18 protein-coding genes are annotated in these 25,133 nt (G+C 60.4%); 15 read left to right on the top strand and 3 right to left on the bottom strand.

Annotated features, from left to right (window positions below; all coding sequences use genetic code 11):
- Window positions 1-4 precede the first annotated feature (4 nt).
- Window positions 5-451, top strand: coding sequence for a CopD family protein (locus GZH91_RS12380; protein WP_147073104.1), 447 nt, complete (start codon window positions 5-7; stop codon window positions 449-451).
- Between the two features lie 68 nt (window positions 452-519).
- On the opposite strand, the gene GZH91_RS12375 is transcribed toward GZH91_RS12380, so the two are convergent.
- Both GZH91_RS12375 and senB read right to left on the bottom strand, forming a co-directional pair.
- Complete coding sequence (locus GZH91_RS12375) at window positions 520-717, bottom strand: hypothetical protein (RefSeq protein WP_147073106.1); 198 nt, start codon at window positions 715-717, stop codon at window positions 520-522.
- A gap of 155 nt (window positions 718-872) precedes the next feature.
- Window positions 873-1,820 (bottom strand): selenoneine biosynthesis selenosugar synthase SenB, encoded by a 948-nt coding sequence (gene senB / locus GZH91_RS12370; protein WP_147073108.1) that lies wholly within the window; start codon window positions 1,818-1,820, stop codon window positions 873-875.
- Window positions 1,821-1,868: 48 nt separating this feature from the next.
- Between senB and GZH91_RS12365 the strand changes: the two genes are divergently transcribed.
- The 12 genes from GZH91_RS12365 to GZH91_RS12310 all read left to right on the top strand — a co-directional run bounded on the left by GZH91_RS12365 (window position 1,869) and on the right by GZH91_RS12310 (window position 19,797).
- Window positions 1,869-2,633 (top strand): TrmH family RNA methyltransferase, encoded by a 765-nt coding sequence (locus tag GZH91_RS12365; protein ID WP_147073109.1) that lies wholly within the window; start codon window positions 1,869-1,871, stop codon window positions 2,631-2,633.
- A 127-nt stretch (window positions 2,634-2,760) separates the two neighbouring features.
- Window positions 2,761-5,106, top strand: a complete 2,346-nt coding sequence (ppsA, locus tag GZH91_RS12360) for a phosphoenolpyruvate synthase (protein ID WP_147073111.1) — start codon at window positions 2,761-2,763, stop codon at window positions 5,104-5,106.
- 213 nt (window positions 5,107-5,319) lie between these two features.
- A complete protein-coding gene (locus GZH91_RS12355; RefSeq protein WP_223264561.1) occupies window positions 5,320-7,512 on the top strand; it encodes a site-specific DNA-methyltransferase in 2,193 nt (730 codons plus the stop codon).
- Entirely contained in the window at window positions 7,512-10,208 is a 2,697-nt protein-coding gene (locus GZH91_RS12350) for a DEAD/DEAH box helicase family protein (RefSeq protein ID WP_147073115.1), read from the top strand. The genes GZH91_RS12355 and GZH91_RS12350 overlap by 1 nt, the downstream gene beginning before the upstream one ends.
- A 90-nt stretch (window positions 10,209-10,298) precedes the next feature.
- A complete protein-coding gene (locus tag GZH91_RS12345) occupies window positions 10,299-11,960 on the top strand; it encodes a CTP synthase (RefSeq protein WP_147073117.1) in 1,662 nt (553 codons plus the stop codon).
- Window positions 11,957-12,799 carry a 3-deoxy-8-phosphooctulonate synthase gene (kdsA, locus tag GZH91_RS12340; protein WP_147073119.1) on the top strand — a complete coding sequence of 281 codons (843 nt, stop codon included), beginning with the start codon at window positions 11,957-11,959 and terminating at the stop codon, window positions 12,797-12,799. The genes GZH91_RS12345 and kdsA overlap by 4 nt, the downstream gene beginning before the upstream one ends.
- A gap of 40 nt (window positions 12,800-12,839) precedes the next feature.
- The gene (gene eno, locus GZH91_RS12335; protein ID WP_147073122.1) at window positions 12,840-14,126 is read left to right on the top strand and encodes a phosphopyruvate hydratase; all 1,287 of its coding nucleotides are present in this window, start codon (window positions 12,840-12,842) and stop codon (window positions 14,124-14,126) included.
- A gap of 23 nt (window positions 14,127-14,149) precedes the next feature.
- The gene (gene ftsB, locus GZH91_RS12330) at window positions 14,150-14,500 is read left to right on the top strand and encodes a cell division protein FtsB (RefSeq protein WP_307723880.1); all 351 of its coding nucleotides are present in this window, start codon (window positions 14,150-14,152) and stop codon (window positions 14,498-14,500) included.
- Window positions 14,497-15,720 carry a cell division protein ZipA gene (locus tag GZH91_RS12325; protein ID WP_147073131.1) on the top strand — a complete coding sequence of 408 codons (1,224 nt, stop codon included), beginning with the start codon at window positions 14,497-14,499 and terminating at the stop codon, window positions 15,718-15,720. Before ftsB ends, GZH91_RS12325 begins: the two co-directional genes overlap by 4 nt.
- The gene (ligA, locus tag GZH91_RS12320) at window positions 15,720-17,744 is read left to right on the top strand and encodes an NAD-dependent DNA ligase LigA (RefSeq protein WP_147073133.1); all 2,025 of its coding nucleotides are present in this window, start codon (window positions 15,720-15,722) and stop codon (window positions 17,742-17,744) included. The genes GZH91_RS12325 and ligA overlap by 1 nt, the downstream gene beginning before the upstream one ends.
- A gap of 25 nt (window positions 17,745-17,769) precedes the next feature.
- Complete coding sequence (gene galU, locus GZH91_RS12315) at window positions 17,770-18,657, top strand: UTP--glucose-1-phosphate uridylyltransferase GalU (RefSeq protein ID WP_147073135.1); 888 nt, start codon at window positions 17,770-17,772, stop codon at window positions 18,655-18,657.
- A 285-nt stretch (window positions 18,658-18,942) separates the two neighbouring features.
- The gene (locus tag GZH91_RS12310; RefSeq protein ID WP_147073137.1) at window positions 18,943-19,797 is read left to right on the top strand and encodes a phosphate/phosphite/phosphonate ABC transporter substrate-binding protein; all 855 of its coding nucleotides are present in this window, start codon (window positions 18,943-18,945) and stop codon (window positions 19,795-19,797) included.
- Window positions 19,798-19,931: 134 nt separating this feature from the next.
- Here GZH91_RS12310 and GZH91_RS12305 read toward each other — a convergent pair whose 3' ends face one another.
- Complete coding sequence (locus GZH91_RS12305) at window positions 19,932-20,792, bottom strand: NAD(P)H-hydrate dehydratase (RefSeq protein ID WP_147073140.1); 861 nt, start codon at window positions 20,790-20,792, stop codon at window positions 19,932-19,934.
- 73 nt (window positions 20,793-20,865) lie between these two features.
- Here GZH91_RS12305 and GZH91_RS12300 point away from each other — a divergent pair, with 73 nt between their 5' ends.
- Together GZH91_RS12300 and purL are read left to right on the top strand one after the other, a co-directional pair.
- Window positions 20,866-21,093 (top strand): DUF3330 domain-containing protein, encoded by a 228-nt coding sequence (locus GZH91_RS12300; RefSeq protein ID WP_147073142.1) that lies wholly within the window; start codon window positions 20,866-20,868, stop codon window positions 21,091-21,093.
- A gap of 77 nt (window positions 21,094-21,170) precedes the next feature.
- Window positions 21,171-25,133: a phosphoribosylformylglycinamidine synthase gene (gene purL, locus GZH91_RS12295; protein WP_147073144.1), complete on the top strand. Its 3,963-nt coding sequence runs from the start codon at window positions 21,171-21,173 to the stop codon at window positions 25,131-25,133.

Here is a 25,133-nt window from a genome sequence, read left to right as displayed (position 1 = left end):
CACCATGATATTTGCCAAATTTCTGCACATTCTTGGCTTCACCGTCTGGGTAGGCGGCATGTTTTTTGCCTACATGGCGCTGCGCCCGGTGGCCGCAGCGCGGCTGGAACCGTCGCAGCGTTTGCCGCTGTGGGAAGGCGTATTCGGCAAATTCTTCCCCTGGGTATGGCTGTGCGTCGCCGCCATACTTGGCAGCGGTCTCTACATGATGGCGCAGCTTGGCAGGCCACCCCTGTATGTATCCGCCATGTTCGGCCTGGGGATCATCATGATGCTGCTGTTCGCGCACGTCTTCTTTGCGCCGTTCAAACGCCTCAAGCGTGCTGTCGCCGCCCAGGACTGGCAGGCGGGCGGTGCGGCACTGGGGCAGATACGCATGCTGGTGGGGATCAATTTGAGCCTGGGACTGGTGACCATCGCGGTGGGCGCGCTGGGGGCTTTGCCTGGATGATGGCAAACAGGCTGGAGCTTGCCGCACGTCAGTAGCCTGTTTGTGAGCTGCGCGGCAGCTCGCCGACTTCACCGAAGAAGTGCCCACAGCAGATGGGCGACGACTTCGGGGGCAATCACGGTATGGCGCTTGTTGGTTTCCTTTGGGCAGGCACGCAGGTCCCTGCGCAATTGCGCATTAACCGTCAGGTCGAAAATGATATCGACCCGCTCGCCAAGACCGATTACCTCCAGCGCATCGCGGCAAGCGGGAATTTTGCTGTGCACGCAACCCATCGCTACTGGAGATTCCAGGTCTCGGGAGGCAGCCGCAACAATTTCCCAGGCCGAGCAGGAAAAAATCAGGCTGGTTGCGAAATTACGGTATGCGGAAGTGACGTCATCCGGACATTAATTGCCAGCGCGCTCAAGCCTGGTTGCAATTAGGGCGCTTCAATCACGCTTGCCAGAGAGTCTGCTTCTGTTTCGGGCATAAACAATTCCCGGCGCCTTGCGCACTGGTTTTGTAGCAGCGCCAGCCAGGCCGGGTCGCGCTCGGCGCGGTGAAGCAGGGCGGCGAGCGCGGCTGCGTCTGCCAGCGGGTAATAACCTGCGTAATGCTCGCCCAGCATGCCGATGTTGCCGGGTATGGCCGAGGCGATGACCGGGGTGCCGGCGGCGACGGCCTCGCAGATCACATTCGCGCCGCCTTCCATTTGCGAGCTGATGACCATTACCGGCGCGCGTGCCAGGTGGCGCAGGACTTCAGCGTGGGGGCGCTCGCCCAGCCAGCGGTAGCGCCGCGCTTCGACGCGCATCCAGTGCTGCGCCTGTGCGGCCATTGCCTGATCCAGCGCCTGTCCCATTTGCGTAATGCGGATGCGGCTGTCCGAAGGCAGCAGGTGCAGGGCCCGGGCGGCGCAGAACGGGTCTTTCTCTGTGCGCAGGTGACCGGCTATGCACACCTCGAAACTGCGTTTGAGCGGTGGCCTGCGTGCAAGGCCGGGCGCGGACTGATACACCACATGAGCCCGGGCGCGGAGTGCCGGGGCCAGTTCGTCCAGCCCCTTGTCTTGCAGCACGATGATGCGCGTGGCCAGCGTGAGCGAGCGCTGTGCGGCGGCGTCAAAGCGGATGTCGCGGTAGATGTCTGTTCCCGTCAGTGCCAGCACCAGCGGGCGCTGCGGGTAGGCCGCGGCAAACCGGGCAACGGAATCGGCGCTGCGGCGGGCGTGCAACGCCAGCATCAGGTCGGCCGGGCGATCATTCCAGCTGACCTCCAGCGAGACCTGATGGCCGCGCTGGCGCAGCATGGCGGCCCAGCGTAGCGCAGTGTGACGATTGCCCACGCGACTGGCGGGCTGGGCGGGGGTGATGAGGGCGATCTTCATTGGGCTACAATACCTGCTCTGCCACTTTTCGCCAAGCACCGACGTGACATGACCGACACCGTTTCCTCGCCGCAAAATGCGCGCTTCAGGCACATCAAAAAACTCGCCGAATCGGCAGCTATGCGTCATGAATACGGCCAAACCCTGCTTGATGGGGAGCATTTGCTGGCGGCGGCGCTGGATGCCGGGATCCGTCCCGCGCTACTTATTACCACACCCGCCGCATCCGCCCACCCCTTGCTGGCACGTTGCGCAGAAGCGGAACGGCTGACGTTTTCGCAGGGTTTGTTCAATGTCCTGTCGCCGGTTAAAACCCCGACCGGCATGCTGGCACTGATCGCCATTCCCCGCTCCGCCCCGCCTGCCAAAACGCATTTCTGCGTGCTGCTGGAGGCAATACAAGATCCCGGCAACCTCGGCACCATGCTGCGCAGCGCAGCGGCGGCGGGGGTGGATGCGGTGTATCTTTCCCCGGGCTGTACCGATGCCTGGTCGCCCAAGGTGCTGCGCGGCGGCATGGGTGCGCACTTTGCGATCCGCATTATCGAGGACGCCGACCTGCCTGCCGTGGCGCAGGCCTTTCCGGGTGCGGTATGTGCTGCCACCCTGGGCGCGGCGCACAGCCTGTATCAAACCGATTTGCGCGGCGCGGTGGCTTTCGCGGTGGGCAATGAAGGCGCGGGGCTTTCCGCTGAACTGCGTGCCGCAGCGGGCATGGAATTCACCATCCCCATGCCGGGCCGGGTGGAATCGCTCAACGCTGCCGCCGCGCTGGCGGTATGCCTGTTCGAGCGGGTACGGCAAGCGGGATAACGACTTGGCCGTTACGGAGGGCGCAGATTAAACACATGGCGCACCGTCCGGGCTACACTGGTGTTTCGTGTAACAGTCTTGTGTTCTCTTGGTGATCTTTGCGGCCCAACGGTTTGAGGATAAGTGCATGAACCAGTCCTACATTATCGATTTCACCCAGCTCAAGCTCACCGATGTACCTCGCGTAGGTGGCAAAAATGCCTCTCTGGGCGAAATGATCGGTAACCTGTCCAGCGCGGGGGTCAACGTGCCGGGGGGCTTTGCCACCACCGCGCAGGCGTTTCGTGATTTTCTCGACTTCAATAACCTGACTGCACGCATCAGCGACGCCCTGGGCCAGCTCGACGTGGCCGATGTGACGCAACTCGCGGCGACAGGCAGGGCAATTCGTGACTGGGTGGCGCAGAGTCCGTTGCAGCCGGATCTGGAAGCGGCCATCCGCGCTGCCTATGCGGAACTGGGCGATATGCCGGTGGCAGTGCGTTCCTCCGCCACCGCCGAAGACCTGCCCAATGCCTCGTTTGCCGGACAGCAGGAGACCTATCTCAACATCCAGGGCGCGGATAATGTTCTCGCCGCCATCCGCCTCGTGTTTGCTTCCTTGTATAACGACCGCGCCATTGCCTACCGCGTGCATCAGGGTTTCGGGCATGACCATGTGGCGCTGTCCGCCGGGGTGCAGCGCATGGTGCGCTCGGATCTGGCATGTTCCGGGGTGATGTTCACCCTGGATACCGAATCCGGCTTCGACGGCGTGGTGTTCATCACCGCCGCCTACGGGCTGGGAGAGACCGTGGTGCAGGGGCAGGTCAATCCGGACGAATATTACGTGCACAAGCCCACCCTGGCGGTGATCCGGCGCACGCTGGGCAGCAAGGCGGTCAAAATGATATTCGGCGCGAGTCAGGATGCAGCCCATGCCACGCGGGTGGAAGCGGTGCCGGAAACCGAGCGGCGCCGCTTTGCGCTGACCGACAGCGATGTTCTGGCGCTCGCGCGTCAGGCCATTGCCATCGAGCAGCACTACGGCCGCCCGATGGATATCGAATGGGCGAAGGATGGCGTGAGCGGCGCACTGTTTATCGTGCAGGCGCGGCCGGAAACCGTAAAGGCACGCGGCGCCGGTACCACGCAATGCCGCTACGCGCTGAAACAGCATTCGCGCATCCTCGCCCAGGGCCGCGCCATCGGCAGCCGCATCGGCCAGGGCGCGGTGCGCAACATTGCCAGCCCGGCGGAAATGGCACGCGTGCAAAAGGGTGACGTGCTGGTCACGGACATGACCGACCCGGACTGGGAACCGGTGATGAGAGTGGCGTCTGCCATTGTCACCAATCGCGGCGGGCGCACTTGCCACGCCGCGATTATCGCGCGCGAACTCGGCATCCCGGCGGTGGTGGGGGCGGGCGATGCGACCACCCGTCTGATGGATGACGTCGAGGTCACCGTGTCTTGCGCTGAGGGTGATACCGGCTTCGTGTACGAAGGGCGGCTGGAAGTGGAGGTCACCGAGGTCGCGCCGGGAAAACTGGCCGAGCCGCCGGTCAAAATCATGATGAACGTGGGCAATCCCGAGCGCGCCTTCGACGCCAGCCAGTTACCCAACCACGGCGTCGGCCTGGCGCGGCTGGAGTTCATCATCAATAACCAGATCGGCATCCATCCCCGTGCCGCGCTGGACTACCCCGATGTGCCGCCCGATGTCCGTGCAGTACTGGAGGACAAGAGTGCGGGTTACGGCGATCCGGTGAATTTCTATGTGGAAAAACTCGCCGAGGGCGTGGCCACGCTGGGCGCCGCGTTCTGGCCCAAGCCGGTGATCGTGCGCCTGTCCGATTTCAAGTCGAATGAATACGCCAATCTGCCCGGCGGCCGCGCCTACGAGCCGGTCGAGGAAAATCCCATGCTCGGCCTGCGCGGCGCCGCGCGCTATGTCTCGCCGCTGTTCCGCGACGCCTTTGCGCTGGAATGCCGCGCCGTGAAAAAGGTGCGCGAGAGCATGGGGCTGACCAACGTGGAATTGATGATCCCCTTCGTGCGCACCGTGGACGAAGCCCGTGCGGTGGTCGAAGCGCTGGAGCAAAATGGCCTCAAACGCGGAAAATGCGGCCTGCGCCTGATCATGATGTGCGAAGTCCCTTCCAACGTGATTCTGGCGCATGACTTCCTGCAATACTTCGACGGCTACTCCATCGGCTCCAACGACCTGACCCAGCTGACCCTGGGGATCGACCGCGACTCATCCCTGGTCGCCGCCAGCTTCGACGAACGCAACCCGGCGGTGAAAGCGCTGCTCTCGCAAGCCATCAGCGCCTGCAAGCAGGCCGGCAAATACGTCGGCATCTGCGGCCAGGGGCCGTCCGACCACCCCGATCTGGCCGACTGGCTGGTGGCGCAGGGGATCGACTCCCTGTCGCTGAATCCGGATACGGTGCTGGAGACCTGGGAGCGGCTGGCGGGGAAAGCGGTTTAGTTTGCGCTGATTGCGACTTCCACAGGTAGAATCGCTGGCTGATGAAATGGGTACCGGGCGCAGGTGTTGTCTTCTGCGCCTGCTGATGGGGAAAACATGGCGCGGCTGACAGAACAGGAACAACAGGAAATCATCCGCTTTCTCGAAGCGGGCAAGCCGCTGCCGGACAAATACCGCTTTCTGCTGTTCGAGGACAAGCGCGAAGTCGAGCTGGTGTGGAACGGCAAGACCGGCGAGGTGTGCAACGTGGTGCTGCCGTTCCAGGTGATCGAGCAGGTGGACGAGCCGCGCTCTGAAAAAGACACCTCGATGCAGTTCGGGCTGTTCGATATGGATGCCCGCGGCCGCCAGCTCAAGGGCTGGACGAATAAACTCATCTGGGGCGACAACAAGCTGATTTTATCCAGTCTGAAAAACGGCCCGCTGCGCGAGGAGATCGAAAAGCAGGGCGGCATCAAGCTGATCTACATCGACCCGCCCTTCGACGTCGGCGCGGATTTCTCCTTGGACATCGAAATCGGCGATGACACTTTCACCAAACGCCCCAACGTGCTGGAAGAACTGGCCTACCGCGACACCTGGGGCAAGGGCGCGGATTCCTTCATCGCCATGATCTACGAGCGGCTGGTGCTGATGCGCGATTTGCTGGCGGAGGATGGGAGCATTTATGTGCATTGCGATTGGCGGGTGAATGCGTATATCCGGCTTGCGCTAGAAGAAGTTTTTGGGCGTGAGCGGTTTCAAAACGAAATTGTATGGATCAGAACGAACGCCCATAACATGCAAACGCAAGGTTACGTTCGTTCGCAAGAAACCGTTTTTTTCGCGGCAAAATCGGATACCTTCATTTTCAATGAGCAACGAACGGCTTATGGCGACGCCCAACTTGGCCGCTACAAGAAAGAGGATACCGGGCGGCTATACACTGGGCGTGACATGACATTCTCGTCGGCTAATCCAAGCCGCCAGTTTGAATGGCGAGGAACAAAACCTCCATCGAATCGTTCGTGGGGCTATCCATTAGAAAAGTTGGAAGAGCTTTGGGCGCAAGGTCGCATCTTAACGAAGCAAGATGGGACGCCACGGCTTGATGGGCTGAAGGTTTACCTTGATGAGACTAAAGGCAAACCACTGACCACTCTTTGGGATGATGTTGGCCGTATTGGAAACACATCATCGGAACGCCTCGGCTACCCCACCCAAAAACCCGAAGCCCTGCTCGAACGCATCATCAAAGCCTCGTCCAACGAAGGCGACCTGATCGCCGACTTCTTCTGCGGCTCCGGCACCACCGCAGCGGTGGCGGAAAAACTGGGGCGCAAGTGGATCACCTCCGACCTCGGCAAGTTCGCCATCCACACCACGCGCAAGCGTCTGATCGGCGTACAGCGGCAACTGAAGGCCGAAGACAAACCCTACCGCGCCTTTGAAATCCTCAACCTGGGCAGGTACGAGCGCCAGCATTACATCGGCGTGAACCCCAACCTGCGCGAGGCGGAAAAGCAGAAGCAACTGGAGGAAAAGGAAGCTGCCTTCCTCGACCTCATCCTGCGTGCCTATCGCGCCGAAAAGACTGATGGCTTTCAGACCTTCCACGGCAAGAAGGCTGGGCGGCTAGTGGTGATTGGCCCGGTCAACATGCCGGTGACGCGCCTGTTTGTCGAAGAAGTGATTATGGAGTGCCGCAAAAAGCACATCACCAAGGTAGACATTTTGGGCTTCGAGTTCGAGATGGGCTTATTCCCCAACGTTCTGGACGAGGCGAAATCGAAAGGCATCGACATCGCGCCCAAGTACATCCCGGCGGACGTGTTCGACAAACGCGCGGTGGAAAAAAACCAGGTGGTGTTCCACGACGTATCCTTCATCGAGGTAAAGCCTCACATAAAAGGGAATAGCGTGGCGGTGGAGTTGACGGATTTTTCGGTGTTCTATTCCCAGGATTCCATTGCCGCTGCCGAAGCCAGCCTGAAGGACAAGGCCAGCAAGATCGTGGTGGACAAAGGCCAGATCGTGAAGGTAAGCAAGGACAAAGACGGCATCGTCACCCGTGAGGTGCTGACCCGGCACTGGACAGACTGGATTGATTACTGGTCGGTGGACTTCGACTTCGAGAACAAGCGGGAAATTATTCGCGTCAAGAAGATACCAGCCGGGCAAGGCGCGTTGGGTGGGCTTGAGCCGCCGCAAATACCCTTGGAAGAATATGAGGAAGTCTGGACCGGCGATTATGTGTTCGAGAACGAGTGGCAGTCGTTCCGCACCAAGAAAGACCGCTCGCTGGAATTACAAAGCGTGTTCCAGGAAGTCATGCCGGGACGGCGCAAGATCGCGGTGAAGGTGGTGGATATTTTCGGCAATGACACGATGACGATTATTGAAGTTAATGTGGGAGGGAAAATCTGATGGCCCTGCATCAGAATTTCCCTGATTCCCCCTACGTCATCCTTGACCCAGAGATTCGCTGGTTTCCCGCAGATGAGGCGTTACGGGAAACCAGCGCCGACAAGCTAATGCCACCGCTTGTGCCGGAGCTGCGCAAGCAGGTCAAAGCGTGGCGCGATGACGGTTATGCCAAAGCCACGGAAACCAGCCGCAGCCTGCTCAACTGGTGGTTCAAGACGCCGCACCTGCTGCCGAAGTCCGATGGCACCATGGCAGAGTTTCAGTACTATTTCGCCCAGCGGGAAGCGCTGGAAACCATTGTCTATCTGGTTGATGTGGTGCGAGTCAAGGACAAATACGACCTAATGCGGTTCGCCGGTAATGCGCCTGTGACACCCTCGATGTTTGACGAAACCTGGCGGCGCTTCGTGGTGAAGATGGCCACGGGGGCCGGGAAAACCAAGGTGATGAGCCTGGTGCTTGCGTGGAGTTACTTTCACAAGCTGTATGAGCCGGAATCCACACTTTCGCGCAACTTTCTAGTAATCACGCCCAACATTATCGTGCTGGATCGTATCTACAAGGATTTCCAGGGGCTGCGCATTTTTTTTGAAGATCCGGTTTTGCCGGATAACGGCGTGGATGGGCAGAACTGGCGCGACGATTTTCAGCTTACCCTGCATGTGCAGGACGAGGTGCGCATCACCCATCCGGCCGGCAATATCTTCCTGACCAACATCCATCGCGTCTATTCGGGCGAAGACATCCCGCCCTCGCCCGACGATGAAGACACGATGGATTACTTCCTGGGCAAGCGACCCACTGGTGCGACCACCGATTCCAAGGTGGACCTGGGCATGATCGTGCGCGACATCGACGAACTGATGGTTCTGAACGACGAGGCGCACCATATTCACGACAATCGCCTGGCCTGGTTCAAGTCCATCGAGGACATCCACAACCGCCTCAGGCAGAAAGGCGACGCCCTGAGCCTGCAAGTGGATGTGACGGCCACGCCCAAGCACAACAGTGGCGCTATATTCGTGCAGACCGTTTCAGATTACCCGCTGGTGGAGGCCATTTCGCAAAACGTGGTCAAACACCCGGTGCTGCCGGATGCCGCCAGCCGCGCCAGGCTGGTGGAAAAGCAGAGCGCCAAATATACCGAGAAATACGCCGATTACATCAATCTGGGCGTGGTGGAATGGCGCAAGGCGTATGCCGAGCACGAGAAGCTGGGCAAGAAGGCCATCCTGTTCGTGATGACCGACGACACCAAGAACTGCGACGACGTGGCGGAATTCCTGGAAGGCAACTACCCAGACCTCAAAGGCGCAGTGCTGGTCATTCACACCAAAAACAACGGCGAGATTTCCGAAGCGACAAGCGGCAAGAACAAGGAAGAACTGGAAAAGCTGCGCCAGCAGGCCAACGACATCGACAGCCTGGACAGCCCCTGGAAGGCCATTGTTTCCGTGCTGATGCTAAAGGAAGGCTGGGATGTGCGCAACGTGACCACCATCGTGGGCCTGCGCGCCTATGCCGCCCAGAGCAACATCCTGCCGGAACAGACGCTGGGGCGCGGCTTGCGCAAGATGTATCCGGGTAGCGTAGAGGAATATGTAAGTGTCGTCGGCACCGATGCCTTCATGGAATTCGTGGAATCCATCCAGGCCGAGGGCGTGGTGCTGGAGCGCAAGCCCATGGGCGAAGGCACCGGGCCAAAAACGCCGCTGGTGGTGGAGATCGACAACGCAAACGAGAAGAAGGATATCGAGGCGCTGGACATCGAAATCCCGGTGATGACGCCGCGCGTTTACCGCGAATACAAGAATCTGGCCGATCTGGATGTGGGCACGCTGGGCACTGGCAAGGTGACCTATCAGTCGTTCAGCGAGGAAGAGCAGCGGGAAATCGTGTTCAAGGACATCACCACCGGCGCGGTGACCCATACCACCATTCTGGATACGGCCGGCATTGCCGATTACCGCAGCGTGATCGGCTATTTCGCGCAGACGGTCATGAAGGACTTGCGCCTGGTGAGCGGCTACGACGTGCTTTACGGCAAGATCAAAGCGTTTGTGCAAGACCAGTTGTTTGACCGGAAAGTAGAACTGGAAGACCCGAACACCCTGCGCAACCTGTCCGAACTGGCCGCCACCAAGACACTGGTCGAGACGTTCAAAAAGGCCATCAATGCGCTTACTGTACGCAACAAGGGCGATGCGGAAATCCGCGACTCCATCAAGCTGCGGCAGACCCGCCCCTTTGTGGCGAAGGACCAGGGCTACCTGGTGCCGAAGAAAAGCATCTTCAACAAGATCATCGGCGACAGCCATTTTGAACTGCTGTTTGCCGGTTTTCTCGAAGGCTGTGATGATGTGGTTTCCTACGCCAAGAATTACCTGGCGGTGCATTTCAAGCTGGATTATGTGAATGCGGACGGCGACATTTCCAACTACTACCCGGACTTCATGGTGAAATTGTCGGCCAAGGAGATTTTCATTGTCGAAACCAAGGGGCAGGAAGACCTGGACGTGCCGCTGAAAATGGCGCGGCTGCGACAATGGTGTGAGGATATCAACCGGCTGCAACCGGAGGTGAAGTACGGCTTCGTTTATGTGGATCAGGAAAGCTTTGATAGATACAGGCCCGCCTCATTCAGCAAGTTGGTCGAAGGGTTCACCGAGTATAGGCAAGGCGTGGCAGCCCATTAACAGGCGCGTAAGACAGCGTGGCGCAGCGCGCCAATTGTTCCCCCCCGCGCTTTACGCTAAAATTCAGCATTACCTGCGCCGTAAATCAACATGACCCGTTATATCTTCGTTACCGGCGGTGTGGTTTCTTCCCTGGGCAAGGGAATCGCCGCCGCCTCTCTCGCCGCCATTCTTGAATCGCGCGGCATGCAAGTCACCATGATGAAGCTGGACCCGTACATCAACGTGGATCCGGGCACCATGAGCCCGTTCCAGCACGGGGAGGTGTTCGTCACCGGGGACGGGGCGGAAACCGACCTGGATCTCGGTCACTACGAGCGCTTCACGCATGCGCACATGAGCAAGCGCAACAACTTCACCACCGGCCAGATCTACGAGTCGGTGATCAAGAAGGAGCGGCGCGGCGAGTATCTGGGCGGTACGGTGCAGGTCATTCCCCACATCACCGACGAGATCAAGCTGCATATCCGCAACGGCGCGGCGGGTGCCGAGGTGGCCATTGTCGAGATCGGCGGCACCGTGGGCGACATCGAATCGCTGCCCTTCCTGGAGGCGATCCGCCAGATGGGTCTGCAAGAGGGGCGCAACAACACCTGCTACATCCACCTCACCCTGGTGCCGTATCTGGGCAAGGCGGGCGAGGTCAAGACCAAACCCACCCAGCACTCGGTGAAAGAGCTGCGCGAGATCGGTATCCAGCCGGATGTGGTGCTGTGCCGCGGCGACCGCCCGCTGCCCGACGAGGAACGCCGCAAGATTGCGCTGTTCACCAACCTGGAGCCGGGTGCGGTGGTTTCCGTGCACGACGTGGACAGCATTTACAAGATTCCCGAGATGCTGCGCGAGCAGGGCATGGACGAGATCGTCTGCCGCAAGTTCGGCATCACCCCGCCGCCCGCCGATCTGTCCATGTGGAACGGGCTGGTGGAGGCGCTGGAGCATCCGCAGCACGAGATCAATATCGCCATGGTGGGCAAGTACGTGGGGCTGACCGAGTCCTACAAATCCCTGTCCGAGGCGCTGATCCATGCGGGGATTCATACCCGCACCCATATCCATATTCATTACCTGGATTCCGAGCAGATCGAGAAGGACGGTATCGGCTGCCTGACTGGAATGGACGCCATCCTGGTGCCGGGCGGTTTTGGCAAGCGCGGCGTCGAGGGCAAGATTGCCGCGATACAATTTGCGCGCGAAAACAAGGTGCCGTACCTGGGCATCTGTCTCGGCATGCAGCTTGCCGTGATTGAATATGCGCGTCACCAGGCGGGCATGACGGACGCCCACAGCACCGAGTTCGAGCCCGCCACCACGCATCCCGTCGTGGCGCTGATTTCCGAATGGAGAGACGCCGCCGGCCAGGTGGAAACCCGCAGCGAAAACTCCAATCTGGGTGGTACCATGCGCCTGGGCGGGCAGGTATGCAAGCTTGAGGCAGATTCGCTCGCGCACCGTGTGTACGGTGCCGACGAGATTACCGAGCGCCACCGCCACCGCTATGAGGTCAATAACGCGCTGCTGCCGCAACTGCAACAAGCCGGGCTTGAAGTGAGCGGACTGTCCGCTACCGACGGTCTGTGCGAAATGGTGGAGCTGCCGGATCATCCCTGGTTCATCGGCTGCCAGTTCCATCCGGAATTTACCTCAACGCCGCGTGCCGGGCATCCGCTGTTCAAGGCGTTTGTCGAGGCGGCGCTTACCTACCAGCAATCTGCAGCAGGGAAACTGGCTGTAGCAGGAGAAAAGCCATGAAACTGTGCGGATTTGAAGCGGGGCTGGATCAGCCGCTGTTCCTGATTGCCGGCCCCTGCGTGGTGGAATCGCGCCAGATGGCGATGGACAGCGCCGGGGCTTTGAAAGAAATTTGCGCCGAACTGGGCGTGCCGTTCATCTACAAGTCTTCCTACGACAAGGCCAACCGCAGTTCCGGCGTGTCGTTCCGCGGGCCGGGCATGAACGCCGGGCTGCAAATCCTGGCGGACGTGAAAAAAGAGATCGGCGTGCCGGTGCTGACCGACGTGCACAGCATCGGGGAAATCAGCGAGGTGGCAGCGGTGGTGGACGTGTTGCAGACGCCCGCCTTCCTGTGCCGCCAGACCGATTTCATCCACGCCGTGGCGTGCGCGGGCAAGCCGGTGAATATCAAGAAAGGCCAGTTCCTCGCCCCATGGGACATGAAGAACGTGGTGGACAAGGCGCGTGCCGCCAACGGCGGGCAGGACAACATCATGGTGTGCGAGCGCGGCGTGTCGTTCGGCTACAACAATCTGGTGTCGGACATGCGCTCGTTGATGGTGATGCGCGAAACCGGCTGCCCGGTGGTGTTCGACGCCACCCACTCGGTGCAACTGCCGGGCGGGCAGGGCAATGTCTCCGGCGGGCAGCGCGAATTCGTGCCGGTGCTGGCGCGCGCAGCGGTGGCGGTGGGCGTGGCCGGACTGTTTGCGGAAACCCACCCCGATCCGGCCAAGGCGCTGTCCGACGGGCCCAATGCCTGGCCGCTGGGACTGATGAAAGAACTGCTGTACACGCTGAAAGAAATGGATGCGCTGGTGAAACAGCGCGGATTTATTGAAAACAAAGTGAAATAGGCTGCGCACACCGCAGCCGTTGATTGGACAAGGAAAATAAATGAGCGCAATTGTTGATGTCATCGCCCGCGAGATTCTGGATTCGCGCGGCAACCCCACTGTTGAAGCCGACGTGCTGCTGGAGTCCGGCGTGCTGGGGCGCGCTGCCGTGCCGTCCGGCGCGTCCACCGGCAGCCGCGAAGCGATCGAGCTGCGCGACGGTGATGCCCAGCGCTATCTGGGCAAGGGTGTGTTGCGCGCGGTGGAAAACGTCAATACTGAAATCTGCGAGGCCATCATCGGACTGGATGTGGAAGACCAGCATTTCATCGACCGCACCATGATCGAGCTGGACGGCACGGAATCCAAATCGCGCCTGGGCGCCAACGCGATCCTGGCAGTGTCGATGGCGGTGGCGCGCGCGGCGGCGGAAGAATCCGGCCTGCCGCTGTACCGTTATCTGGGCGGAGCGGGTCCGATGCAGTTGCCGGTGCCGATGATGAACATCATCAACGGCGGCGCGCACGCCAACAACAATATCGACATGCAGGAATTCATGATTATCCCGCTCGGCGCGCCCAGCTTCCGCGAGGCGCTGCGCTACGGTGCGGAAGTATTCCATGCGCTGAAAAAACTGCTGGACGAACTGGGCATGACCACTACCGTGGGCGACGAAGGCGGTTTCGCGCCGAATCTGGAATCCAACGAAGCCGCGTTGCAGCTCATCGTGCAGGCGATTGAAAAAGCCGGTTACGTGCCGGGCACCGATATTGCGATCGGCCTCGATTGTGCCGCCAGCGAGTTCCACAAGGACGGCAAATACCACCTCGAATCCGAAGGTCTGCAACTCTCCTCCGCGCAATTCACCGACTACCTGGCGAGCTGGTGCGACAAATACCCCATTATCAGTATCGAAGACGGCATGGCCGAAGACGACTGGGCGGGCTGGGCAGTGCTCAGCGCGCGCCTGAAAAAGTTCATCCAGATCATTGGCGACGATCTGTTCGTCACCAATGCCAAAATCCTGAGCGAGGGCATCCGCCAGGACATCGCCAATTCCATTCTGATCAAGGTGAACCAGATCGGCACGCTGTCCGAGACCTTCGACGCGATCGAGACTGCCAAGCGCGCCGGTTATACCGCGGTGATTTCGCATCGTTCCGGCGAGACTGAAGATACGTTTATCGCCGACCTTGCTGTCGCCACCAACGCGCTGCAGATCAAGACCGGTTCGCTGTCGCGTTCCGACCGCATGGCCAAATACAACCAGCTGCTGCGTATCGAGGAAGAACTGGGTGATGCCGCGCGTTATCCGGGCCGTGCCGCTTTCTACCAGATCGGCAATTGATTTAACCGCGCCAGATGCGCTGGATGACATGGATTCTGGTATCTTTGCTGCTGTTGTTGCAGTACCCGCTGTGGTTTGGCAAAGGTGGCTGGTTGCAGGTGTGGGATACGGGGCGCCAGGTGGCCGAGCAAAAACAGCTCAACGCCACCCTGACTGCGCGTAATGCGGCGATGGATGCCGAAGTGCACGACCTCAAGCACGGGCTGGATGCCATTGCTGAGCGGGCGCGTAACGAGCTGGGCATGATCCGTAACGACGAAGTGTTTTTTCAGGTATTGAAACCGGGACAGGCACAGCCTGCGGCGCCGTCTCAAAACGGGAATAATAAACAGCAGCCACCGCCAGGTGGCGCGGGAGACGGAAAGCAAAGATGAATCCATTGCAAATCAGTCTGATTGCAGTCGCAATCGTGGTGGTCGCAGCGATCGTCCTGTACAACTGGTTTCAGGAAAGAAAATACCGTAAGCAGTCGCGCGAAATGTTTGCGTCCCAGCAAGACGTTTTGCTGGATGCACAGCAAGGCGCTGAATCCGATGCGACGCGCATCGAGCCGTACCTCGATGCGCCGCCAATCCATGCCGAACATCCCGTGCCAGACACCTCCCTGACCCATGCGCGGACAGAGCCCGCTGCATCTGCCAGCATGGATCCCTCCCCGATTACCTACCAGGCTGATATTGCCGCGCTACGCGAGCCGCATGTGCAATCCAGGCCTGCACCCGCAACTGCTACGGCGCAGCCGGAATCTGTACCCGTCGCGGACGAACTGCCAGCATCCCCGGCAGACCCGATGATTGATTTCGAGATTCGCCTGCACACCGCTGACGCGGTTCCCGGCTCCGCCATGGGAGAGCTGATCGAGCGCAGCCCCAATAATGGCAAGCCCGTGTACTGGTGGGGCTACAGCCATCTTGCCGGAGGCTGGGAAGAAATCGCCAGCTGGCGCGAAGATGCCTATGCGGAGATTGTGATTGCCCTGCAACTGGCCGACCGCAACGGTGCCGTCGGCGAAGACCAGCTGGTGCAGTTGTGCACCCAGGCGCGGCAGCTCGCCAGCCGTTTCAACGGCGTGGCAGAATGCCCGGACATTCCATCCGCATTGCAGCGCGCCAATGCGCTCGATTTGTTCTGTGTGGATGTGGATGTGCTGATTGGCCTGAATGTGGTGAGTCGTGACAACGCGGTATTCTCCGGCGCCAGAATCAGCGAGCTGGCGCAACGCGCAGGCATGGTGCTGGCGGTGGATGGAGTATACCAATGCCGCAATGCCGCCAATGAGGTGATCTACTCATTGTGCAACCACGAATCTGCCCCCTTTACTGCCAGCGCTACTGCGCCGTTTTCCACTCACGGCGTGACCTTGCTGTTCGATTTGCCGCGTGTGGCCGATGGGCTGGTGGCGTTTGACCGCATGACTGCGCTGGCATACCAGATCAGCGAGCAACTCGGCGGCCAACTGGTGGATGACAACATCCGCCCGCTCACCCAGGCGGGTATCGACAAAATCCGTATGCAACTCGACCAAATCTACCAGCGCATGCAGGCGCGCGGTATTCCTGGCGGTAGCGAGCGAGCGCTGCGCCTCTTTAACTGATGCCAGTTCCAGCCGAGATTGCCGAACGCGCCCGCCTGCTGCGCGAACAGATCGAATACCACAATTACCGTTACTACGCGCTCGACGCGCCAGTGATTCCAGACGCCGAATTCGACCGCCTGCTGCGTGAGTTGCTGGCGCTTGAAACGCAATACCCAGAGCTGGTTACGCCGGATTCTCCCAGCCAGCGCGTGGGTGCAGCGCCGGTTGCGGCATTTTCCCAGATCGCTCACCGCGTCCCCATGTTATCGCTCAACAATGCCTTTAGCGACACGGAGATAGAGGCTTTTGATCGCCGTTGCCGCGAGGCAACCGGACTGGCGCAGGTTGAATACGCAGTGGAACCCAAGTTTGATGGCCTGGCGATTACGCTCAGTTATGAGCACGGCCGTTTTGTGCAGGGCGCCACGCGCGGCGATGGCTACACGGGTGAGGATGTAACCGCCAACCTGCGCACCATCCGTGCGATTCCCATGCTGCTGGGCATCGATCAGCCGCCTGCCTTGCTCGAAGTGCGCGGCGAAGTACTCATGCTCAAGGCGGATTTCGCAGCGCTCAATGCCGCCCAGCGCGCGCGCGGTGACAAGGAATTTGCCAATCCGCGCAACGCGGCGGCGGGCTCATTGCGTCAACTCGACCCGCGCATTACCGCCACGCGGCGCCTGCACTTTTTCGCTTACGGCATCGGCGCGGCAGAGGGCTGGGCCGTCCCGGGCAGGCATGCCGCCCTGATGGATCAGCTGCTGGCGATGCACCTTCCCGTTGCCAGGCAACGCGGCGTGGTGCGGGGCGTATCCGGCTTGCTGGATTACTACCGTAATATCGGAGCCAGCCGTGCGCAGTTGCCCTACGACATCGACGGCGTGGTGTACAAGGTCAATGATCTGGCTTTGCAGGAGAAATTGGGCTTCGTGGCGCGTGCGCCGCGTTTTGCTATTGCGCACAAATTTCCGGCGCAGGAAGAACTGACCCAGGTTCTGGAAATTGACGTGCAGGTCGGCCGCACCGGTGCGCTGACGCCTGTGGCGCGGCTCGCACCCGTGTTCGTCGGCGGCGTGACGGTGACCAACGCCACGCTGCATAATGAGGATGAAATCCGCCGCAAGGACGTGCGCATCGGTGACTGGGTGAGTGTGCGCCGGGCCGGCGATGTCATCCCCGAAGTGGTCTCCGTTGTACTGGCACGCCGCCCAGCGGATGCCCGTGAATTCGTCATGCCACTCAGCTGTCCGGTGTGCGGCTCGCATGTGGTGCGCCTGCCGGACGAGGCGGTGGCGCGCTGCAGCGGCGGCCTGTATTGCCCGGCGCAGCGCAAGCAGGCGCTGTGGCACTTTGCCAGCCGCCGCGCGATGGATATTGACGGCCTGGGTGAAAAGCTGGTCGAGCAGCTAGTGGATCTGGGTCTGGTCAACAGCCCGGCAGATCTCTATCGGCTAGGCATGGTGAAACTCGCCAGTCTGGAACGCATGGCGGAAAAATCCGCTGCCAAGCTGCTTGCCGCGATCGAGGCCAGCAAGCACACCACGCTGGCACGATTTATCTATGCCCTGGGTATCCGCAATGTGGGTGAACAGACCGCCAAGGATTTGGCGCGTTACTTCGGCAATCTCGATGCGCTGATGGCCGCCGACGAAGCCGCATTGCTGCAGGTGCCCGACGTGGGACCGGTGGTGGCGCAGTCCATCGCGCAGTTTTTCGCCGAACCCCATAACCGCACCGTGATCGAGATGTTGCGCGCCAGTGGCGTGAGCTGGCCGGAGGGTGCGCCGGCCGTGCCCACCCAAACCAGCGCTATTGCCGGCAAGACTTTCGTGCTCACCGGCACCTTGCCCAAGCTGAGCCGCGATGATGCCAGGGAAAGGATTGAGGCGCAGGGTGGCAAGGTGAGTGGCAGCGTGTCGAAAAAGACCGATTACGTGGTAGCAGGCGTTGATCCCGGCAGCAAATACACGAAGGCGCAAGAACTCGGCGTCAAAATTCTCGATGAAGCCGCATTACTGGAATTATTGGGCAGTATAGAATGAACGCAGTAACCACCATGGAGCCAGCATGACTAACACGATTACCAAGGCTGTTTTTCCGGTAGCTGGCATGGGTACACGTTTTTTGCCTGCCACCAAGGCCAGTCCCAAGGAAATGTTGCCCATTGTGGACAAGCCGTTAATCCAATACGCAGTGGAAGAGGCTGTCGCGGCTGGTATCACCGACCTGATCTTTATTACCGGGCGCAGCAAGCGCGCCATACCTGACCACTTCGACAAAGCCTACGAGCTGGAAGCCGAACTGGAAGCGCATGGCAAGACCAAGCTGCTGGAGCTGGTACGCGGCATTCTGCCGTCTCACGTGAACTGCATTTACATTCGCCAGTCGGAGGCGCTAGGGCTGGGACACGCAGTGCTGTGCGCGAAGCCCGTGGTGCAGAACGAACCTTTTGCCGTTATCCTCGCCGATGACCTGATCGATGGCGAGCCGCCGGTGATGAAGCAGATGGTGGATTTATACAACTATTATCAGTGCTCGCTGCTGGGTGTGCAGAACATCACCCGTGAAGAGACCAGTCAGTACGGTATCGTAGCGGCGACGCCGCTCACCGACGGCTTGCACAAGGTAAGCTCGATTGTAGAGAAGCCGCGCCCGGAAAATGCGCCCTCCACGCTGGGTGTGGTAGGGCGTTACATCCTTACCCCGCGCATCTTCCATCACATCGAGAGCATAAAACCGGGCGCGGGGGGGGAAATCCAGCTTACCGACGCGATTGCGGGCCTGTTGCACGAACAGCAGGTGCAAGCCTATGAATTTAAAGGGGTGCGCTATGATTGCGGTAGCAAGCTGGGTTATCTGAAGGCCACGGTGGAATATGCATTGAGGCACGAGGAGGTTAGCGAGGAATTCCACGCATATCTGCAATCAAGATATTGTTCCGGATCGGAAAAATGATCCGCTGCGCCAGCTGGACAGGCCAGTTTCGCCGCATTCACCCGGCAGCCTGCGCGATGGAACGGCTGAGTGGCCCCGTCGGATTGTTCGGCAGCGCTGACGAAAAGCCAGCGGGTAGCAGCATCCGGTTCAGATAATTTCATTTTTGCCGTTAATCGGGTTGCGGCATCAGTTCTACGCTGCGCAGGCTGATTAGAGCCCGCATGGCGGCATTGCTAAGTGGCCTGCAGCAACGGCCGGCCGCGTGCCTGGATTGCACAATACCAAAAGAGGAGTCTCGAAATAATGCGTAAATTCTTTTTTATGGCGACGTTGCTGCTGTCTTTTAACCTGCAGGCGGCGGAAAGGCTGATGTTCGGTATCAATCCGGGCACTGTCGGTAAGGAAGACCAATGGGTATTAAGGGATTCGTTCCAGCCTCTTGCCGACTATATTGGCAAAGCAGCGGGGATTCAGGTACGCACGGATATCACGCAAAACTTCAAGGCAATCGATGAGCATGCGGGCACAGGGCGATATGACTTGCTGATGGCGCCCACCAATGTGATTGGCCTGGCCGGCAAGGCCGGATACTATCCGGTGGCGAAGTTCAAGGATCTGCATGCGGTTTTTCTGGTCAGATCGCAAAGTCCCTACCAGACCATCGCCTCCATCAAGGGTTCGCGAATCGGCGTGATAAGCCGTAAAACCCTGATGGGCCTGCTGTCGGTGAATTTATTGAAAAATAATGGGTTAATGTTGGATCGGGATTTCAAGCAAGTTCAGGAAATCCAATTTATGGATACATTGGCTTCGCTTTTGCTGGAAGACGCTGTGGATGTGGTTACCGTTTCGCCAAAATCAGCAATCGATGCTATGAAAGCGCATCCCGGGAAGCTGCGCATTCTGGCTACAACCGACCCTGTTCCAGGTTTTGCGATCGCCTTGTCTCCTGACATGCCGCAGGCTCAGGCGAAAAAAATCACCGAGGCGTTGCTGACCATAGGCGATAACCCCAGCGGCAAGGCTGCGCTGGCAGCGATCAAGATAGGCGGCGGCTCGGGTGAAACCCATTTGACCAAAACCAGCAGCGCGGAATATGCCAAAGCGATGGGATTGATCAGTGCGGCGAAAAAGCTTTATCCGCCTTTACCAAAATGACCGGATGTCTTGGCCGAACCCCGGCAACAGTTCCGGCCAAAAAACCCAAACAAATACCCGCCTTATGCGGGTATTTTTCAGTAGGCCTGCTGAGACGTTACAGGTATCTCTTAACAACAGGACCGGATGTTGGGCTAAACAGCCCGCTGATTAAGCAATCTGCGCGCTTCCAGCGTCACTTCCGATGCGGTCAGCCCCACCGGTCCCATGCCCTGTTCCAACAGGGCATCTGCTGCCGCGCCATGCAGATAAACAGCAAGCTGCAGCGCGGCGAAAGGCGCCGCGCCCTGCGCCAGCAGGGCCGCCACCATGCCCGTCAGCACATCCCCCATGCCGGCGCTGCTCAAACCGGGGTTGCCCGTAGCGTTGATACGCCATGCTTTGTCGGGCGCGGCGCAAATACTGCCGGCACCTTTTAGCACCACCCAGGCGCAATATTTTTCGACCAGCTGCAACGCTGCAGCCGGACGGTCGCGCTGGATGGTTCTGGTGTCGCAGCCAAGCAGCCGCGCGGCCTCGCCGGGATGGGGCGTGAGCAGGGTGGGACGGGTGCGGTTTTGCGCCAGTTTTTTCAGGCTTTGCGATTCGGCAAGCAGGTTCAGGGCATCTGCATCCAATACCAGAATGGCCGGGCTTTGCAGCGCGATTTCCAGCAACTGGCCAGCCTGTTCGGAGCGCCCCAAACCGGGGCCGACGGCCAGCACGGTTAACGGTGTGTCGAGCAATTGAGTCGGGCCAAGCAGCATGATTTCAGGTTGCATGAAGTCTATGGCGATACTGCTGTTCAGGCTGGCGGCGTAGACTTTGCCCGCACCCATATGAAGTGCCGCCCGCGCTGCCAGCAATGCCGCCCCGGTCATGCCCGGTGCACCGCCCAGGATGCCGACGCTGCCGAAGTCGCCCTTGTGACTGTCGCGCGGGCGCGGCGGCAGCTTGCCAAGGATGGTTTTTTCGATCAGCCTGTCATTGGGAAAAGGGTCTGCGTCTGGTTTCATGACGAACTCGGTATGGGTTGGGAGGTCTATAATCAAAGCGTAGCATCAGGATGATGGCACCGAGGAGAGCGAAATGAAAATACCGAGAAATGTGAATCCCAATGGCGGTGAAATTCTGCCTTGTGTCGAGGATACAGAATGCGAAATCACCAGTTGCGCGGTATGCATGGTTGAGATTCCGGCTTCTGTCGCCAGAAACGAAGAAGCGACGGATTACATCCAGCATTTCTGCGGGCTGGACTGCCTGGAAATCTGGAAACGTGAGAAAGGGCAGGAGCCTCCCGCAGAGTCGGCTGCCTGACTTGAGCGTCTCCTGTGGTTAGGGCGCGGGGCCGATTTCGGGTAAAATCCGCTTTTGTCCGATGCCCGATTCGCACCATGCCCGAACTGCATAAATTGCGCGGCGGCGCCGCGCTTTCCCGTTTTCGTCTCGACAAGCTATCCCAAGGACTGCCTGATTACGACTGTATTCAAGCCGAGTTCTGGCATTTCGCGGAGGTGTCGACTGCGCTGGACAGCGTCGAGCAAACCAGGCTTGACGCCATCCTCGCCTATGGTATCCCGTTGCCGGCCCGGCCGGACGCTGCGTTGCTGCTGGTCACCCCGCGCCCCGGCACCATTTCGCCGTGGTCTTCCAAGGCAACCGACATCGTTCGCCACTGCGGGCTGGAAAAAGTATCCCGGATTGAACGGGGCACTGCATATTATTTCCTTCGCCGCGATGGCGCTGCGCTGACTGCTGATGACCAAGCGCAGATTGCGCCGCACATCCACGACCGCATGACAGAAACCGTGTTCGGCAGTCTGGACGACGCCCATACACTGTTCCGCCATCTCCCGCCCAAGCCGTTGACCACGGTGGACATTCTGGGTGCTGGCCGCGCGGCGCTGGTGCACGCCAACAGCGCGATGGGGCTGGCGTTGTCGGCAGATGAAATCGATTATCTGCTGGATAATTTCACCCGCATCGGGCGCAATCCCACGGATGTGGAGTTGATGATGTTTGCCCAGGCCAACTCCGAGCACTGCCGCCACAAGATTTTCAATGCCGCCTGGGTGATCGACGGCGCGGCGCAGCCGCATACGCTGTTTGGCATGATCCGCGAAACCCACGCGCGTCACCCGCAAGGTACCGTGGTGGCGTATTCGGATAATTCCTCGGTGATCGAGGGCGCTGACGTGGCGCGCTTCTATCCGGCGGAAAATGGCCGCTATGTTTACCGTGAGGCGCGTACGCACATCCTGATGAAGGTGGAAACGCACAATCACCCCACCGCCATTTCACCTTTCCCCGGTGCGGCCACCGGTTCCGGCGGCGAGATCCGTGACGAGGGTGCGACTGGCACGGGCTCCAAGCCCAAGGCGGGGCTGTGCGGGTTCTCGGTGTCCAACCTGAATATCCCGGGTGGCCGGCAACCCTGGGAAACCTGTCGGGACAATGTCAATGGCTACGGCAAGCCCGACCGCATCGCCTCCGCGCTGCAAATCATGATCGACGGCCCGCTTGGCGCGGCGGCGTTCAACAATGAATTCGGCCGTCCCAACCTGGCGGGTTACTTCCGCACTTTCGAGGAGGAATGCGCGGGCGAGATGCGCGGCTACCATAAGCCCATCATGCTGGCGGGGGGGGTGGGCAATATTGACGACGCCCACTGCTTCAAAAAGCAGTTCGCCGCCGGCACGCTGCTGATACATCTGGGCGGCCCGGGCATGCTCATCGGACTGGGCGGCGGCGCGGCATCCAGCATGGATACCGGCGCCAATGCCGAAAACCTGGATTTCGACTCGGTGCAGCGCGGCAACCCGGAAATGCAGCGCCGCGCCCAGGAGGTGATCGATCGTTGCTGGCAGATGGGCGACGCCAATCCCATTCTGTCCATCCACGACGTGGGTGCGGGTGGTGTTTCCAATGCCATGCCGGAGCTGGTGGATGGCGCCGGACGCGGCGCACGCTTTCAATTGCGCGATATCCCGCTGGAAGAATCCGGCATGTCGCCGCGCGAAATCTGGAGTAATGAATCCCAGGAACGCTATGTGCTGGCCATTGCGCCGCCCAGTCTGGACAGCTTCCGCGCCGTGTGCGAGCGCGAGCGCTGCCCGTTCGCCGTGGTCGGCATCGCCACCGGGGACAGGCATTTGACAGTGGAAGACAGCCTGCTGGGCGCTACCCCGGTGGACATGGATATGTCCGTGCTGCTCGGCAAGCCGCCGCGCATGACCCGCGACGTGCAGCGCGTCCAGCGCACATTGCCGGCGCTGAATACCGACGGCATCGAGCTGGCGGATGCCGCGCTGCGCGTGTTGCGCCTGCCCAGCGTGGCATCCAAGTCATTTCTCATCACCATCGGTGACCGTAGCGTGGGCGGCTACACTGCGCGCGACCAGTTGGTCGGCCCCTGGCAGGTACCGGTTGCGGACGTGGCGGTGACCACCATGGGCTATGCCACCGAGCGCGGCGAGGCCTTCGCCGTGGGCGAGCGCACCCCGCTGGCGCTTATCGACGCGGCAGCCTCCGGGCGCATGGCGGTGGGCGAGGCGCTGACCAACCTGGCCGCCGCGCGGGTGGAAAAAATCGGCGATGTGAAACTCTCCGCCAACTGGATGGCGGCGGCTGGCTTCCCCGGCGAAGACGCGGCGCTGTACGACACGGTCAAGGCGGTGGGGCTGGAACTGTGCCCAGAATTGGGCATCAGCATCCCGGTGGGAAAGGATTCGCTGTCCATGCGTACCGTGTGGGAGGCGGATGGCAAGCAGAAATCCGTCACCGCGCCGCTGTCTCTTATCATTACCGCCTTCGCTCCCACGCCTGACGCGCGCGCCACGCTCACGCCGCAACTGCGTACTGACCAAGGTGACACCGATCTCATCCTGATTGACCTCGGCTGCGGTCGCAATCGCCTGGGCGGCTCGGCACTGGCGCAGGTATACAAGCAGGTGGGCGAGCGCTGCCCGGACCTCGATCACCCCGGTCAGCTCAAGGCGTTTTTCGAAACCGTGCAGGCGCTCAACGCCGCCGGCCGCTTGCTGGCTTACCATGACCGCTCCGATGGCGGGCTGTGGGCGGCGCTGTGCGAAATGGCTTTCGCCGGCCACTGCGGTATCACTGTAGATACGGACGAACTGTGCCAGGATCGCTTCCGCGTGGAAGTTGAAGAAGAAGGCCTGGATGGAGACGAGGAAGTGGTCACCGAGCGCACGGGTTACAGCCCGCGTGTATTCGGTGTGCTGTTCAACGAGGAACTGGGCGCACTGCTGCAAGTGAAGCGCGAGCATACCGCCGAGGTGATGCAGGCCTTCATTGCGGCCGGCCTGCGCTCCGAGTTCCACATCATCGGCAGCACCAATGATCGCGACCGCGTGGAAATCGTGCGCAATGAAAAAACCATGCTCGACTTCAGCCGGGTGGAGTTGCAGCGTGCCTGGAGTGAAACCAGCTACCGGATCCAGCGCCTGCGTGACAACCCGCTGTGCGCCGAGAGCGAATACGCGCAACTGCTGGATGGGACTGACCCGGGGCTGTCGGCAAAGCTGAGCTTTGACCTCAACGACAACATCGCCGCGCCTTTCATCGGCGGCAGCAAGCCGCGCATCGCCATCCTGCGCGAGCAGGGCGTCAACGGCGAAGTGGAAATGGCCGCTGCCTTCGACCGCGCCGGTTTCGCGGCGGTGGACGTGCACATGAGCGACATTATCGCCGGGCGCGTCTCGCTCCAGGACTTCCGTGGCTTTGCCGCGTGCGGCGGTTTTTCCTACGGTGACGTGCTGGGCGCCGGCGAAGGCTGGGCCAAATCCATCCTGTTCAACCTGCGCGCCCGGGATCAGTTCGAAGCATTTTTCAATCGCGACGACAGCTTCGCGCTGGGCGTGTGCAACGGCTGCCAGATGATGGGCAATCTCAAATCCATCATTCCCGGCGCCGAATACTGGCCGAAATTTACCCGCAACCAGTCAGAGCAGTTCGAGGCGCGCTTCGTCATGGTCGAAGTGCCTGACAGCCCCTCCATCCTGTTCGACGGCATGGCCGGCAGCCGCATGCCGGTGGTAGTCTCACACGGCGAAGGTTATGCCGACTTCAGCCAGGGTGGCGACGCCAGCCGTGTGCTGGTCGCGCTACGCTTTGTGGACAACCGCGGCAAGGTGACCGAAACCTATCCGGCAAACCCCAATGGCTCGCCTGGCGGTCTGACGGGCGTGACTACTGCCGATGGCCGCTTTACCCTGATGATGCCGCACCCGGAACGGGTGTTCCGGGCCGTGCAGCATTCCTGGCGTCCGGACGGCTGGCGCGAAGACGGTCCGTGGCTGCGTATGTTCCGCAATGCGCGGAAATGGGTAGGATAA

This window comes from Sulfuriferula plumbiphila (assembly GCF_009938015.1).
In the GTDB taxonomy this organism is placed as follows: Bacteria; Pseudomonadota; Gammaproteobacteria; order Burkholderiales; family Sulfuriferulaceae; genus Sulfuriferula; species Sulfuriferula plumbiphila.
This window is presented reverse-complemented; position numbering and strand designations above follow the sequence as displayed.

Coding starts and splice junctions, on each gene's coding strand:
- GZH91_RS12380 (WP_147073104.1), top strand. CDS start 5: ATGATATTTGCCAAATTTCTGCACATTCTTGGCTTCACCGTCTGGGTA.
- senB (WP_147073108.1), bottom strand. CDS start 1,820: ATGAAGATCGCCCTCATCACCCCCGCCCAGCCCGCCAGTCGCGTGGGC.
- GZH91_RS12365 (WP_147073109.1), top strand. CDS start 1,869: ATGACCGACACCGTTTCCTCGCCGCAAAATGCGCGCTTCAGGCACATC.
- ppsA (WP_147073111.1), top strand. CDS start 2,761: ATGAACCAGTCCTACATTATCGATTTCACCCAGCTCAAGCTCACCGAT.
- GZH91_RS12350 (WP_147073115.1), top strand. CDS start 7,512: ATGGCCCTGCATCAGAATTTCCCTGATTCCCCCTACGTCATCCTTGAC.
- GZH91_RS12345 (WP_147073117.1), top strand. CDS start 10,299: ATGACCCGTTATATCTTCGTTACCGGCGGTGTGGTTTCTTCCCTGGGC.
- kdsA (WP_147073119.1), top strand. CDS start 11,957: ATGAAACTGTGCGGATTTGAAGCGGGGCTGGATCAGCCGCTGTTCCTG.
- eno (WP_147073122.1), top strand. CDS start 12,840: ATGAGCGCAATTGTTGATGTCATCGCCCGCGAGATTCTGGATTCGCGC.
- ftsB (WP_307723880.1), top strand. CDS start 14,150: ATGACATGGATTCTGGTATCTTTGCTGCTGTTGTTGCAGTACCCGCTG.
- GZH91_RS12325 (WP_147073131.1), top strand. CDS start 14,497: ATGAATCCATTGCAAATCAGTCTGATTGCAGTCGCAATCGTGGTGGTC.
- ligA (WP_147073133.1), top strand. CDS start 15,720: ATGCCAGTTCCAGCCGAGATTGCCGAACGCGCCCGCCTGCTGCGCGAA.
- galU (WP_147073135.1), top strand. CDS start 17,770: ATGACTAACACGATTACCAAGGCTGTTTTTCCGGTAGCTGGCATGGGT.
- GZH91_RS12310 (WP_147073137.1), top strand. CDS start 18,943: ATGCGTAAATTCTTTTTTATGGCGACGTTGCTGCTGTCTTTTAACCTG.
- GZH91_RS12305 (WP_147073140.1), bottom strand. CDS start 20,792: ATGAAACCAGACGCAGACCCTTTTCCCAATGACAGGCTGATCGAAAAA.
- GZH91_RS12300 (WP_147073142.1), top strand. CDS start 20,866: ATGAAAATACCGAGAAATGTGAATCCCAATGGCGGTGAAATTCTGCCT.
- purL (WP_147073144.1), top strand. CDS start 21,171: ATGCCCGAACTGCATAAATTGCGCGGCGGCGCCGCGCTTTCCCGTTTT.